Genomic DNA, 13,352 nt, shown 5'->3' on the forward strand with positions numbered 1-13,352 from the left:
TCAACTAATTAATACTTCTGATAACAAAACCTCTTAACATAAGTTCCAGCAATAAAAGGATAAGAGCTGGAAGAAGAAACATTCTGTACTTTTCCGTATAATTATAATACTTTAGATTATTAATGTCCGATTTTTCCAATTGGTTAATATTGTCGTAAATATCTTGTAAACTTTGAGTATTGGTAGCTCTGAAATATTCTCCTCCTGTTTTTTTAGCAATTTCTTTCAATAATTCTTCGTCTATTTCAACTCTCTGCTTTTCAAAATATATTTTCCCTGTAAATGCATCAATGGATGTAGGAAATAAAGCCCAGCCATTCGTTCCGATACCTATTGTATAAACCTTAATACCATTTTTTGCGGCAATATCCGCTGCTGTAGCAGGCTCAACAAAACCATCATTATTAACTCCATCAGTCATTAAAATAACTACTTTAGACTTGGCCTTACTATCTTTTAAATGATTCACAGCAGTCGCCAACCCAACTCCTATTGCTGTTCCCCCGTCGAGTGTCTGGGTTTTGAGATCTTCTAACTGTTGTTTAAGTATATTTCTATCAATAGTTAAAGGTACTAACGTTAATGCTTCTCCTGAGTATGCAATGAGTCCAATACGATCAATAGGTCTTTCCATGACAAACTTTACTGCCACTCCTTTTAGTGCTGTTAGCCGATCCGGATCCAGATCTTTGGCCAGCATACTTAAGGAAACATCTACAGTAAGCATTATATCTATTCCTTTTTCATTTTCTAAAGTTTGAGCTACATCAACTACCCTGGGCCTGGATATAGCTAAAATTAATAATATCAAGACTACTATTCTTAACCAATAAACTACAGGCCTGATAGTTCCCAACCAACTGCTATGAGTGCTTAATGCTGAAAGATTAGGTATAGCAATAGATTTGGGCTTTACTTTCTTTTTATATTTTAAAAACAGTAATATAGGTATTAGTATGAGCAGAACTAAAAACCACGGATTAGCAAATTCCAGATTAGTATTCATCAGGTTGTCTGTAATTTAAAAATTCTGTTTTAGTTTCATTGACAAATTTTTTCGCCATTTCTGTGTGAACTTTAGTTTCTGCTACAGTAGGTCGTGACTTTGCAAATTTAGCTAAATCTGCAGATTGAAATATTGTCGATAAATCTCTAGCTTCTTCTTCATCAACGTATTTATTTTCTTTTAAATAAACTAATAAGTCGTCTGACAATAATTTTGTAGCGGGAAACTTCCATCTGGCTTCCATATATTCTTTTAGTATCAAAATCATTTCAGAATAATATTTCTTACTTAATCCCTTGGTTAGATAGCCTGACTTTTCTAATTTTAATAGTTTCTTTATGGCTATTTTATCCGGATTAGCGTCTTTGAAGTTTCCGGATTTTTTCTTTTTCCTTTCCAAATAGTATAAAACAGCTAAAATTACAGCAACTAAAAGTATAGTCACTCCCATGACCATATATACCCAGTATTGTTCGAAATAGTCTTTAAATGTCTTTGGTTCTGAAATTATAGGATATATATCGTAAAGAGGTTGCTTTATAGTATCAATCTCCATTGAATCAACGGTAATATTATATTCAGGTGTACTGTATTCTCTTGAGTTAACCAGCACTGGCAAAGATGGTACTGTAAAAGTTCCTATTTCATACGCTGAAAACGTAATGCTGTCAGTATATATGTAATGATTAGCATCATTAATTAATGTATCTTTTTTATCTTCAATTAATTCTAAATGGTAAGTCAGGGTATCTTTAATAAAGGGAAAAATAACCTTATCCCTACCAGAAGCTTTAACTTCGATTTTCAATATTATTGGTTCTCCATATTTAATTTTATTAGTTGAAATATGAGTATTTATATTCTGAGAATAAATATAGAAGTTTACTAATATCGATAAGACTATGGAAATTTTTAATTTCATATTTTATGATGTCCTTTAAAATAATTAAATAAAACTTTACTATAGTCTGAGTCTACGGGTATGTTTAAGAATCCAGAACCATTTTTCATAAACCCGTTTTCTGTAAGTGAAGCCAATTGCTGATAGTATTTTGAATAACGCTCTCTTATTGAGGATGAGGATGTATCTATCCAACGTGTTTTTCCTGATTCCAAATCTTTAAGAAGAGCCAGACCTATATCCGGAAAAATTTTTTCAAGTTCATCATAAACTCTGATTCCTGTTACATCATGTTTTTTGGAAACAACATTTAAGTTTCTTTCAAAATTTGGAACATCAAAATCTGATATCAGGAAAACTGCAGATTTTCTCTTTATAGTTTTTAATAAAAAATCTATACCAACATTTAAATTTGCCGGAACTTCTCGTGGTTGTGTTTCTAGGATAGTTTTTATAATCCTAACTACATGCGAATTACCTTTAGCTGGAGGTATAAAAACGTCAATTTTATCTGAAAATAAAACTACTCCTACTTTATCGTTATTTTTTATTGCTGAAAAAGCAAGAGTTGCACTAATTTCTGCAACGGTTTCATTTTTAAATTGTTTATGAGTTCCAAAGTTCATTGAAGCACTTATATCTATAAGAATCATAGATATCATTTCCCTTTCTTCTTCAAATATCTTTATATAAGGTTCATTAAATCTGGCTGTTTTATTCCAATCAATTTTCCTTACATCATCTCCAAACTGGTATTGTCTGACTTCTGAAAAAGTCATTCCAATTCCTTTAAAGGAACTATGATACTCACCTAAAAACAGAGAATTTACTTTTCTCTTAGATTTCAGTTCGATCCTTTTTATCTTCTTTAATAATTCTTCTGTTGTCAAATTAACTATCTTTTTAACTATCCTTTTTAAGGCGCAACAATCGACTTAAGAATCTGATCTACTATATCTTCTGATGTTATATTTTCAGCTTCTGCTTCATAAGTTACACCAATACGATGGCGAAGAACATCTTTAGCAACTGATTTTACATCTTCCGGGATAACAAATCCTCTTTGATTCAAAAAAGCGTGCGCCTTTGCTGCCAAAGCCATGCTAATACTTCCTCTGGGGGATGATCCGAATAACATATAAGGTTTTAACTGTGACAGATTATATTTTTCCGGAAATCGGGTTGCAAAAACAATATCGAGAATATAGTTTTCTATTTTCTCATCCATATATATTTCTTTTACCAGTTTACGTGCTTCAAATATTTTATCCAGACTCAATATTTCTTTAACCTGGTGTTTTTGTTGTGACATGTTTTGTCTTAGTATGGTTCTTTCCTGTTCAAACTCTGGATAAGTAACCACACATTTAAGCATAAAACGGTCTATCTGAGCTTCTGGAAGTGGATAAGTCCCCTCCTGATCTATCGGATTTTGAGTTGCCAGCACCAAAAATGGCTCTTTAAGTTTGAAGGTTTCATCTCCTATGGTAACCTGCTTTTCCTGCATTGCTTCCAATAATGCCGATTGTACTTTTGCCGGAGAACGATTGATTTCATCTGCCAGAATGAAGTTAGCAAAAATAGGACCTTTTTTTACTGAAAAATCATTATCTTTTATATTATATATAAGCGTTCCCACAACGTCTGCAGGAAGTAAATCGGGAGTAAACTGTATCCGGGAAAAGTCTCCATCCAAAGCTTCCGCTAAAGTTTTTATTGCCAGCGTTTTAGCCAAACCAGGCACTCCTTCTAAAAGAACGTGCCCATTACTTAATAAACCTATAAGCAATCTGTTAATCATATAATGCTGACCAACAATAACCTGATTAATTTCTTTAACCAACAGTGTAAAGTCCTGACTTTTTTCCTGAACTTTTTCAATTAAAACTTTAATATCTTCTGATGCTGATGTATAATCCATTCCTAATTTTACTATTAACTTAAAACAAATTTCTATATTTTGGATGAAATGATGTATTAATAATTAGTTAAAATTTATACCAAAAATTGTGCAGTCTTTGTCTCCCATACTAAATTGATTAAATTAACTAATCAACTATTTTTATAATCCATATGACTGGTATACCAATAAAAGTTAGTAATTTTGTAAGATTAGTATCAATATTTATGGAGACTACAGCTGGTTCAAAACCAAAATGGATTCGGGTTAAACTTCCTACAGGAAAAAATTATAAAGAGCTTAGGGGGCTAGTAGATAAATACAAATTAAATACAATCTGCCAAAGCGGTAGTTGCCCTAATATGGGAGAATGCTGGGGAGAGGGTACTGCTACTTTTATGATTCTTGGTAATGTTTGCACCAGGAGCTGTGGATTTTGTGGTGTTAAAACCGGAAGACCTGCAGAGATAGATTGGGAGGAGCCTGAAAAAGTGGCTCGCTCCATTAAATTGATGAAAATCAAGCACGCCGTACTTACTTCTGTAGATAGAGATGATATTAAAGACATGGGTTCTATAATTTGGGCAGAAACTATAAAAGCGGTTAGAAGAATAAGCCCTGGCACTACAATGGAAACCCTAATCCCTGATTTTCAAGGCATTGAAAAACATATAGATCGATTAATAGATGCAGCTCCTGAAGTAATTTCCCACAATATGGAAACGGTCAGACGTTTAACACGAGAAGTTCGTATTCAGGCAAAATATGACAGAAGCCTTGAAGTTTTGAGATACATGAAGGAAAAGGGACAAAGACGTACTAAAACAGGCATTATGCTAGGTTTAGGAGAAAAACCCTCTGAAGTTTATGAATCAATTAAAGAAATTCATGACGCCAATGTTGATGTGATAACCATCGGTCAATATTTACAACCAAGTAAAAAGCATCTGCCTGTCAAAGAATACATATCATTAGAACAATTTAAAGACTATGAAGATTTTGCTAAAAATTTAGGTAATTTCCGTCATATAGAGAGTAGTCCTTTGGTAAGATCTTCCTATCATGCGGAAAGACATGTGAATTAGTCATTGTTACATAAAATTTTACAGGTTTGTTAACTTATAAAAACATATAGATATAATTTATATGTTTTTTTTTCGTTTAGACACTAACTACTATATAAATAATATTGAAAAAAATTTTTAAAATCATTGTATATACAATAAGTATTGCAATAGGAGCCACTGTTTTATATTTTTTATCTGCTATTATCTTATCCAGAATTCCTGTTCAAGGAGATAAAAACAATCTTACAGAAATACCTATATATATTTCTACTAATGGTATGCATACAGACTTTGTATTTCCAATAAAAACTGAAGAAATTGACTGGAGCAATGAAATAAAATTTGCTGACATTAAAAGTAAAGACAGTCTTCAAAAATACATTGCCATCGGATGGGGTGATAAGGGGTTCTTTTTGGATGTTCCGGATTGGGATCATGTTAAATTTTCGATTGCATTTAAAGCTGCTTTCGGATTGAGTACTACTGCAATTCATACGACTTATTTAAAAAAAGTTACAGAAGATGATCAATGTAAAAAAATTATGATTTCAAAAACGCAGTATAAAAAACTAGTTGAGTATATCCAAAGGAATTTTAAGCGAGATTCTAATGGAGATATAATACATATTAAGACCGATAAAACCTATGGCGCAACGGATTCTTTTTATGAAGCTAAAGGCTCCTACAATTTTTTATTTACCTGTAATACCTGGGCCAATTCCGGACTTAAATATGCCGGAATGAAAGCTTGTCTATGGACTCCTTTCCAACAAGGGATCTTTAATCTTTATTAAATTATCAATTTTTAACATATGGAAAACAAACAAACATCAATAGCTTTTGCCGGAGCTTCTTGGGTTATTTTAATCGTAGGGGTTGGAGGTTATTTAATAGGGCTTTGGAGAGCAGAAATGGAGTTAAATGAAAAAGGATATTATCTCTTAATTTTACTTTATGGATTATTTTCTGGTGTATCAATTCAAAAATCAGTGAGGGACAGATTAGAAGGCATTCCTGTAACTGATCTCTATTATGGGTTAAGCTGGGCTTCGCTACTTGCATCCGTTGCTTTACTCACAATCGGACTTATTAATGCCGATTTGCTTCCAAGCGAAAAAGGATTTTATGCATTTGGATTTATTCTTGCGTTATTTGGTGCTATCTGTGTTCAAAAAAATACACGAGATGCTGAATTTGAAAATAAGAAGATTTTTAGTCCTCAAACTAAAGAAGAATAAGAAAACTGTTTCGCATAATTTTTTTGATAATTTATGCGAAACACTTTTTATTGAGATATTTACCTGCTTTAATATTTTAAAGTATTCATGAAAAACGAAACTCGTTTCGACATTATAGAGGAGATGAAATTAGCCAAACATAGGCATCTATTGGGACATAAAAAACAACTCAATAAAAAGCTTAAGATTCAATTTAAACTACAAATTTTATATCGAATCTTTTAACTTTGTAGGTATATAATATTTTAGAACCACTAAAGATAGAGCTTAAACAGAAATTCCCATTACCTTTGCATGTCCAATAAACAATACCATTATGAAAATAGATTATACCATTGATGAAAACGACTTTTTAATTTACCAACTCTTCACTGCCTCAAAATCTCCAAATATTACCAAAACAAGAAAAATGTCTAAGTTTAGACTTCCTATATTTTTAATTATAATAGGAGTTCTATTTTATTTCTTAACCCAAATTTGGTATTACTTAATTTTTTGCTCTATTTTCGGACTTTTTTGGCTTCTTTTCTTCCCTAAATGGGAAAAAATTTATTATAAAAAATACTTTCAGAAATATATACAAGAAAACTTCAGCAACATATTTGGTAAAACTATAACATTAGAGCTTACTAATGATTTTCTCTTTTCTAAGCAAAAAGGATATGAAAATAAAATAATGACTTCCGAACTAAAAGAAATTACAGAAATTCCTTCTTTAATTTTAATTAAATTAAGTAATGGCGAATATCTTATAATCCCTAAAAATCAAATACCCGATATTAAACTCTTAAAATCACACTTGCAGGAACTTGCTTCTTATATAAATATTGATTATAGCGTGAACAATAACTGGAAATGGAGATAGAAGTAAGTCAACTAAGTATATTTTAATAAATAATTACTTATCAGATAAAACCACTATAGGATGATAAGCACAGCCATCCAGTAATAGTCTATTTATCCCTTCTTTAAAGTACGTATTGCCAAAATCAATCCTATTAAAACTAAAAATGCAGCAAAGGCAAAAGGCATCCCAGGAAAATATAACCCTCCAGACCTATCTGAAAACCAAGCAAATAACATAGTCATTATCGGCGGGCTAATGACTGCTGTAATACTTATTAAAGAACTCATACCCCCTTGTAACTCACCTTGTGAATCTTCTGGTACCTGATTGGTTACAATTCCTTGTAAAGCAGGCGAAGAAATTCCTCCTAAAGCATAAAATACACTGAAAAAATAAAGCATCCATCCTTGAGTTGCCATAGAAAATAAAACCAATACGATACATTCGATTATTAATCCGACATATACGGAACGCCGATCCCCTAATCTAGGCTGAATAAACTTCACTAAAACTCCCTGAACGAGAGCTAACATCAACCCCATAAAACCTATAGAATATCCAATTTGCTCTTCGCTCCAACCAAATTTTTCAATAGTGTAATACATCCATACACTTTCCATAGAATGACCAGCTGTATAAATAAAAGTATATGCCAGCAAAAGACCTGAAATAACTGGAAATTTTTTAAGTTGTATAAATGTTCCAATAGGATTAGCTCTATTCCAGTCAAAAGCACGTCGTTTGTCTTTACTTAAAGACTCTGGCAATACAAAGTATCCATATAAAAGATTTACAAAAGACAGGGCCGCAGCTACTAAGAAAGGTATATGAATTCCGTATTTCACCAACACCCCCCCTAAAACAGGTCCAATAATAAACCCTAAACCAAAAGCGGCATTAAGCAAACCAAAATTTCTTGAACGCTTTTCTGACGGTGTTATATCTGCAACGTATGCTGAGGCTACCCCATATCCTCCTCCAGTAAAACCTCCTATAATGCGACCTATAAACAACCAAAACATAGTAGGTGCGTACGCCATAAAAATACTGTTGATACCTAATGTGAAAAGCGAAATTAATAATATAGGCCTTCGCCCATATCTGTCACTTAAATTACCCCAAAATGGTGCAGACAGGAACTGCATTAGTGCAAAGACAAATATTAATGCTCCTCCATATTCTGCAGCAACCGTAATATCTCCTCCTACCATATTTGAAATAAGTTGAGGGAGAATTGGCAAAATAATTCCGAATCCCATTACATCCACTAATACTGTAATAAAAATAAAACCTAATGCAGCGTTTTGATTTTTAGAATGGCTCATAAAATGATAATCTCAACGTGTAAATATTAAAACTTAATCTGCAAATATACATTCATATATTTCATATTCTTAAGAATCATAATCTTATTTTATATAAATATTTATACTAATGATTTTAAATTTTAAACTTTAATAATATTTCAATTATATCCTAATTAAACAACAAATTTTATGAATGTATAGATATTTAGTTGCAAATAAATCTATTAAATATAAAAAAAAAAATTAAATATTTAATATAACATTATGTATTAAATATATAAAACCAATTATTTATTTTCAATATTCATTTATTTTACTATTTTTGCTTAATAAAAATATAAATAAGCGTTTATTTTATTAGGGTGATTAATTATTTAGCATACTATATTAAATATATTATTTAAGAATATCTATCTTAATAAATGCGCCAACATTATCATTTATTAATAAAGTATAGAGCATTTACATTTTAAGTAAAAGAATTAAAATAATATATATTTAACTTTTTAATAATTTTATAATGAAACAAAAAATTTTTATACTCTCAGCTATCTTGTTTTCAAGTTTTTCATATGGTCAGGTAGGGCTAAATAATCAAAATCCAAAAGCTACGCTTGATGTAAGTGCAATAAAATCAGATGGTACTACTGCTGAAGGTATTATAGCCCCCAGATTAAGTGGAGATCAAATTATGGCAGCAAACTCAAAATATGGTATTGATCAGACAGGCGCTATTGTATATGCTACTTCGAAGATATCTACAGCAGATCCAACCAATAAAACCACTAACATTACCATGGCTGGGTATTATTTTTTTAACGGCTCAACTTGGGAATTGTTAAACCCTCAAACTACAGATTCTGATGCTACTCGTTTTTTAGGTGGAACTGTTTATGTTAAATTTAATTCTATTTCCGGAGGAACACTAACCAGTACTAAAGTTATAGGAGGAGCATCAGGTGTCAGTTATACGGTGGGTGGTTCAACCCAACTATCATCCAAAGGTGGTATAAATTCATTAATTGGTAATGGATATACTATTTCTAATCCATCTAACGGTGTGTTCGATATTAAATTAGATACACCCATGACTGAAATATATGGTATTTCACTTAATATTGTTGATGCGTATGGCCCAACAAGCGGTAGTGTGTCTGCAGGCCAATCACCCGATCCTAGTACCCCGGGAATAAAATTAAAAACTAATGACAATTGTCAGGTAGCATATATATCAAATAATCTTTTCAGATTAAAAACAGGTGATGATACAGGTACTTTAGCGAACAGACCTTTTACTTTTTTAATTATCGGAAACTAGACTAGAACATTTGCATTACAAATTTAAATAGAAAAGAGCGAAATTTATCGCTCTTTTTTTATAATAGTATGTTATTCAGAATTACACGCAGGACATATACCTATGACTGTAAAATTAATATCTGAAATCTGATAACCTTCTGGTAATTCAAAAGAGGCCTGAACACCTTCCAAACATGTTAACGTATGACATTTTTCACAACTAAAATGTAAATGGTTATGCTGATGAGCCTTTTTACAGTTTTTACATTTTGCATATTTAACTACTCTATCAATGTCAATTACTTTATGCACTAACCCTTCATTAATTAATCGATCCAGCACTCTATATACTGTTGCACGATCACAAGTATCACCTAAAAAATTCTGTATTTCCGTTCCAGACAATGCTTTTAACGACGTTTGTAACAATGTTAATATTTCTACTTTTGCTTTAGTATTTCTTATCTTTTTCATTTATCTTAGTAATCAACATAAAAGTAAAAATTTATAAATATCTAATCAGAGTATCAATTTTAGTTTTACTAATATAATTAAATATCTTGCATATTTTACAAAAAGAGGAAAGCAATTTCATTACTTTCCTCAAAATTAAAACAAATAATATAATTTACTTTGCTCTGAAAATATTTATTTAGAAGCAATTATATATTTTAACACTAATTCATCATTTCCTATAAATGAAGTTTGATAATCTTCTCTGTTCCAATCTACTCTTTCAATCGATTTTTTAACATTTGTTACAAGTTTTCTCATTACATATTTTACGTTTTTAGCACCTTCAGCATTATCACTACCTAATGTAAAATAAGACAACACACCGGTTGTTTCATACTTACCACTTACAGCAGTTCCATCGGCATAGTTTAATTCTCTTGGTTGAAAAACAGCTCCAGTACCAGTTGCTGAATTAGAATTAAGTACAAAATTTCCTCCTATTATAAAAGCTTTGTAACTATCTGCTATGGTTTTGTTAGCAATATAATTTTGTTGTACTTCAGCACCGTTCTGATTCCATGATTTTAATTCTACTTTATAAATAGCCCCCGGTTTTAATTTAACAGGATTTCCCGAGATTGCATCTCCCTTAGAATTAAATTGAACCGTTGTTTTGTCTCCTTCAGTTGACCCTGCTATACCATGAAAATGATCTCCATGAGCATATAAACCTTCACCACTGACTTCTGTAAAAACCAATTCACTTTTCTGTATTCTATCAGTATCAATAAATTCATCATCATTGCTACAAGAAATAAGTGAAATTGTAATAACACACAATACAATTAATCTCAATAATAAATTTTCTTTCAGTTTATTTTTCATTTCTTTTAATATTTTATAGTTAATTTATGCTGACAAATATAAATATTTTTTTTATTAATGCAATTATGTCGCAATAAATTATTTAAAAAATAAATCCTTTTTGTATTATCCTTAATTAAGAAAGCCTGAATATGAAAATATTCAGGCTTTCTTAATTAAGACTATTAAATCTGTTTATTTTATATTAAATTCAACTTTATAAATTTTTGACCAAAGTTTTCCAGTAATCAGAAATGTGTTTCCTTCAACATGAGCAATTCCATTTAACACAGCTTCACTATTGGTTTTATTTTGTTTTACCAATTCTGAAAAATCAGCTTTAGCAACCACTGAACCTGTTGCTGGATTTATAACTAAAATAATGGGTGCATCAAAAACATTTGCATATATATACCCATTGGCATACTCTAATTCATTAAGATAGGTGTATATAGTATCATATCCTGCTGCGGTAACTGTCTTTTTTAAATTGAAATCCGAATCAAAAAATTTAAGATTTGAAGAACTATCAGAAACTACTATTTCTTTTCCCATTGTTGTAGCTCCCCAACCTTCTATTATACTACCCGGATAAGTAAATTGATTAGTTAGTTTAAAATCACTTTCATCAAAAACTAAACATGTTCTTTCCCTCCATGTTAACAGATACAACTTTTTATTAAGGACGGCGAAACCTTCTGCAAAAAATTTGGAATCTATATCAACCGACTGTGTATATGTAGTTGAACCCAACGGATATCTCACCAATTTAGATTTACCATATTGTCCTGAACTTTCTGTTATAACTCCATTTTGGTATGTGAAACCTTGTGTAAATAATTCAGGATTATGTGGATATTCTCCAACAATTTTGTAAGTCAACTCTTTTTCTTTTTCTTGAGAATAAACACTAAAGGTAGCATCAATAACTTTTTGATGTTTACCATTATAATTTAAGGTAAGAACTAAATAGTTAGTTCCGATTTGAGCATTTGTAGAATCTAATGTAATCTCTTTAAGATCAGAATACAACTTGTCATTTAATTTTATTGTATAAGAATTTATAGTCGCATCCGAGGAAGTAAACTCTAATGGGAGTTTATCTCCAATATGTAACCCCATCGTGTCAAGCTGCTCAAAATTAGTACTGACACTGATATCTGAATCATTTTTACAGCTTGTAACCCATGTAATAAATAACAAGGATAACAAAAACAGCTTGTATTTTATAAAAAATTTCATTATTGTTTGTTTTTAGGAATGTAAATTCTATTTTTTGCTGTAGCTAATATTATAAATCCGGCAATAATAAAAGGAACACTTAACCACTGACCTGTATTAAGACCTAACCAATTAATATATTCTTCTCCTTGTGGCTCTTTGAAAAATTCAACCATAAAACGTATACCGAAAAGAATTATTAAAAAGAAACCGAAAATCCAACCAAGATATTTCTTTTTATCCGTTTTAAAATATATAAATAAAAGCATTATAAATAATATCAGATAACCAAAAGCCTCATACAGTTGGGCGGGATGACGAGGAACAACTCCTCCATACTCTCCGGTGTCTTGTTGAACAAATAGAACCGCCCAAGGAAGATCAGATGGTTTACCTAAAATTTCTGAGTTAAAAAAGTTACCAAATCGTATAAACATCCCACCAATGGCAACAGGAATAACAATTCTATCAAGAATCCATAAAAAATTTCTCTTAAGATATTTTCTGGTAAATAAATAAAGAGAAATTAATATCCCTATAGCGGCACCATGACTTGCAAGGCCTGAAAATCCAGTAAATTCAAAATTAGGCTGTGTCCTTATAGGTAAAAACACAGCTAAAGGATCCTGTACAAATAATTCTTTTTGATAAAATAAAACATGACCAAGTCTGGCACCTAAAATGACTGCTACAAACATGTAAAGAAACAACGGATCCAGTAATTTTTTATCTTCATGGTCTGTTTTAAATATTAAATCCATAAGATAAAACCCTAATCCGAAAGCGATGACGTACATCAGGCTATAATATCTAAGAGTAAAACTACCTATGTGAATCCCCAAACTAGGATCCCATATAATTTCTAAAATCTGATTCATTTATTTATTATATTCTTTTTTGGTGGAACCGGATCATAGCCACTACCTCCCCATGGATGACATCGAAAAATTCTTTTTCCTCCCAACCATAAACCTTTTATTAGTCCATGCGTTTTAAGTGCTTCCAACATGTAGCTGGAGCACGTAGGCGTATATCGGCAATTTTTACCCAGCCATGGAGAAATAGCTAACTGATAGAATCGTATCAGCAGTATAAACGGAAATATAGCTATTTTCTTTACCATACATTATTTAGCTTACAAATATACAGTTTTCTCTACGATGCCATAATGAGTTAATAAATTTTTAACAGAATAACGATTTGACCAATTAAGAAAATCATATTAAAGGATTTAAATACTAAATGA

General features: G+C 31.1%; 15 protein-coding genes. 5 read left to right on the top strand and 10 right to left on the bottom strand.

The genetic code is table 11. The features are described 5' to 3' along the window. Nucleotides 1–4: 4 nt before the first annotated feature. Genes EQ921_RS11880 through EQ921_RS11895 form a run of 4 tightly spaced genes read right to left on the bottom strand, consistent with a single transcriptional unit; the run spans nucleotide 5 to nucleotide 3,828 of the window. Entirely contained in the window at nucleotides 5–1,006 is a 1,002-nt protein-coding gene (locus EQ921_RS11880; protein ID WP_128149759.1) for a VWA domain-containing protein, read from the bottom strand. Further along, on the bottom strand, nucleotides 996–1,928 hold the full coding sequence (locus tag EQ921_RS11885) for a BatD family protein (protein ID WP_128331810.1): 933 nt from the start codon (nucleotides 1,926–1,928) through the stop codon (nucleotides 996–998). Before EQ921_RS11885 ends, EQ921_RS11880 begins: the two co-directional genes overlap by 11 nt. Beyond that, nucleotides 1,925–2,797 (bottom strand): DUF58 domain-containing protein, encoded by an 873-nt coding sequence (locus EQ921_RS11890; protein WP_128149763.1) that lies wholly within the window; start codon nucleotides 2,795–2,797, stop codon nucleotides 1,925–1,927. Before EQ921_RS11890 ends, EQ921_RS11885 begins: the two co-directional genes overlap by 4 nt. 26 nt (nucleotides 2,798–2,823) lie before the next feature. Further along, nucleotides 2,824–3,828, bottom strand: a complete 1,005-nt coding sequence (locus tag EQ921_RS11895; RefSeq protein WP_128149765.1) for a MoxR family ATPase — start codon at nucleotides 3,826–3,828, stop codon at nucleotides 2,824–2,826. Nucleotides 3,829–4,034: 206 nt separating this feature from the next. Between EQ921_RS11895 and lipA the strand changes: the two genes are divergently transcribed. The 4 genes from lipA to EQ921_RS11915 all read left to right on the top strand — a co-directional run bounded on the left by lipA (nucleotide 4,035) and on the right by EQ921_RS11915 (nucleotide 6,977). After that, nucleotides 4,035–4,892 carry a lipoyl synthase gene (lipA, locus tag EQ921_RS11900; RefSeq protein ID WP_181951006.1) on the top strand — a complete coding sequence of 286 codons (858 nt, stop codon included), beginning with the start codon at nucleotides 4,035–4,037 and terminating at the stop codon, nucleotides 4,890–4,892. 104 nt (nucleotides 4,893–4,996) lie between these two features. Further along, a complete protein-coding gene (locus EQ921_RS11905) occupies nucleotides 4,997–5,668 on the top strand; it encodes a TIGR02117 family protein (protein ID WP_128331812.1) in 672 nt (223 codons plus the stop codon). 18 nt (nucleotides 5,669–5,686) lie between these two features. After that, nucleotides 5,687–6,112 carry an inner membrane protein YiaA gene (gene yiaA / locus EQ921_RS11910; protein ID WP_128331813.1) on the top strand — a complete coding sequence of 142 codons (426 nt, stop codon included), beginning with the start codon at nucleotides 5,687–5,689 and terminating at the stop codon, nucleotides 6,110–6,112. Between the two features lie 316 nt (nucleotides 6,113–6,428). Next, nucleotides 6,429–6,977 (top strand): YcxB family protein, encoded by a 549-nt coding sequence (locus EQ921_RS11915; RefSeq protein WP_128331814.1) that lies wholly within the window; start codon nucleotides 6,429–6,431, stop codon nucleotides 6,975–6,977. A 92-nt stretch (nucleotides 6,978–7,069) separates the two neighbouring features. Here the strand turns inward: EQ921_RS11915 and EQ921_RS11920 are convergent, their stop codons facing one another. Next, nucleotides 7,070–8,284: a TCR/Tet family MFS transporter gene (locus EQ921_RS11920; protein WP_128331815.1), complete on the bottom strand. Its 1,215-nt coding sequence runs from the start codon at nucleotides 8,282–8,284 to the stop codon at nucleotides 7,070–7,072. A 502-nt stretch (nucleotides 8,285–8,786) separates the two neighbouring features. Between EQ921_RS11920 and EQ921_RS11925 the strand changes: the two genes are divergently transcribed. Next, nucleotides 8,787–9,584 carry a hypothetical protein gene (locus tag EQ921_RS11925; RefSeq protein WP_128331816.1) on the top strand — a complete coding sequence of 266 codons (798 nt, stop codon included), beginning with the start codon at nucleotides 8,787–8,789 and terminating at the stop codon, nucleotides 9,582–9,584. A gap of 71 nt (nucleotides 9,585–9,655) precedes the next feature. Here EQ921_RS11925 and EQ921_RS11930 read toward each other — a convergent pair whose 3' ends face one another. The 5 genes from EQ921_RS11930 to yidD all read right to left on the bottom strand — a co-directional run bounded on the left by EQ921_RS11930 (nucleotide 9,656) and on the right by yidD (nucleotide 13,229). Then, entirely contained in the window at nucleotides 9,656–10,039 is a 384-nt protein-coding gene (locus tag EQ921_RS11930) for a Fur family transcriptional regulator (protein ID WP_128331817.1), read from the bottom strand. A gap of 174 nt (nucleotides 10,040–10,213) precedes the next feature. Then, nucleotides 10,214–10,906: a hypothetical protein gene (locus tag EQ921_RS11935; RefSeq protein ID WP_128331818.1), complete on the bottom strand. Its 693-nt coding sequence runs from the start codon at nucleotides 10,904–10,906 to the stop codon at nucleotides 10,214–10,216. Between the two features lie 174 nt (nucleotides 10,907–11,080). Continuing rightward, nucleotides 11,081–12,127 (bottom strand): glutaminyl-peptide cyclotransferase, encoded by a 1,047-nt coding sequence (locus EQ921_RS11940; protein WP_128331819.1) that lies wholly within the window; start codon nucleotides 12,125–12,127, stop codon nucleotides 11,081–11,083. Then, entirely contained in the window at nucleotides 12,127–12,984 is an 858-nt protein-coding gene (lgt, locus tag EQ921_RS11945) for a prolipoprotein diacylglyceryl transferase (RefSeq protein WP_128149783.1), read from the bottom strand. The genes EQ921_RS11940 and lgt overlap by 1 nt, the downstream gene beginning before the upstream one ends. Then, nucleotides 12,981–13,229: a membrane protein insertion efficiency factor YidD gene (yidD, locus tag EQ921_RS11950; RefSeq protein ID WP_128331820.1), complete on the bottom strand. Its 249-nt coding sequence runs from the start codon at nucleotides 13,227–13,229 to the stop codon at nucleotides 12,981–12,983. Before yidD ends, lgt begins: the two co-directional genes overlap by 4 nt. Between the last annotated feature and the right edge of the window lie 123 nt (nucleotides 13,230–13,352).

The sequence above is a fragment of the Apibacter sp. HY039 genome (genome assembly GCF_004023655.1).
GTDB lineage: Bacteria > Bacteroidota > Bacteroidia > Flavobacteriales > Weeksellaceae > Apibacter > Apibacter raozihei.

Excerpts from the sequence above, each read along its gene's own strand:
- yidD (WP_128331820.1), bottom strand. The coding sequence starts at position 13,229 with ATGGTAAAGAAAATAGCTATATTTCCGTTTATACTGCTGATACGATTC.
- lgt (WP_128149783.1), bottom strand. The coding sequence starts at position 12,984 with ATGAATCAGATTTTAGAAATTATATGGGATCCTAGTTTGGGGATTCAC.
- yiaA (WP_128331813.1), top strand. The coding sequence starts at position 5,687 with ATGGAAAACAAACAAACATCAATAGCTTTTGCCGGAGCTTCTTGGGTT.
- EQ921_RS11920 (WP_128331815.1), bottom strand. The coding sequence starts at position 8,284 with ATGAGCCATTCTAAAAATCAAAACGCTGCATTAGGTTTTATTTTTATT.
- EQ921_RS11935 (WP_128331818.1), bottom strand. The coding sequence starts at position 10,906 with ATGAAAAATAAACTGAAAGAAAATTTATTATTGAGATTAATTGTATTG.
- EQ921_RS11885 (WP_128331810.1), bottom strand. The coding sequence starts at position 1,928 with ATGAAATTAAAAATTTCCATAGTCTTATCGATATTAGTAAACTTCTAT.
- EQ921_RS11925 (WP_128331816.1), top strand. The coding sequence starts at position 8,787 with ATGAAACAAAAAATTTTTATACTCTCAGCTATCTTGTTTTCAAGTTTT.
- EQ921_RS11895 (WP_128149765.1), bottom strand. The coding sequence starts at position 3,828 with ATGGATTATACATCAGCATCAGAAGATATTAAAGTTTTAATTGAAAAA.
- EQ921_RS11940 (WP_128331819.1), bottom strand. The coding sequence starts at position 12,127 with ATGAAATTTTTTATAAAATACAAGCTGTTTTTGTTATCCTTGTTATTT.
- EQ921_RS11915 (WP_128331814.1), top strand. The coding sequence starts at position 6,429 with ATGAAAATAGATTATACCATTGATGAAAACGACTTTTTAATTTACCAA.
- EQ921_RS11930 (WP_128331817.1), bottom strand. The coding sequence starts at position 10,039 with ATGAAAAAGATAAGAAATACTAAAGCAAAAGTAGAAATATTAACATTG.
- EQ921_RS11880 (WP_128149759.1), bottom strand. The coding sequence starts at position 1,006 with ATGAATACTAATCTGGAATTTGCTAATCCGTGGTTTTTAGTTCTGCTC.
- lipA (WP_181951006.1), top strand. The coding sequence starts at position 4,035 with ATGGAGACTACAGCTGGTTCAAAACCAAAATGGATTCGGGTTAAACTT.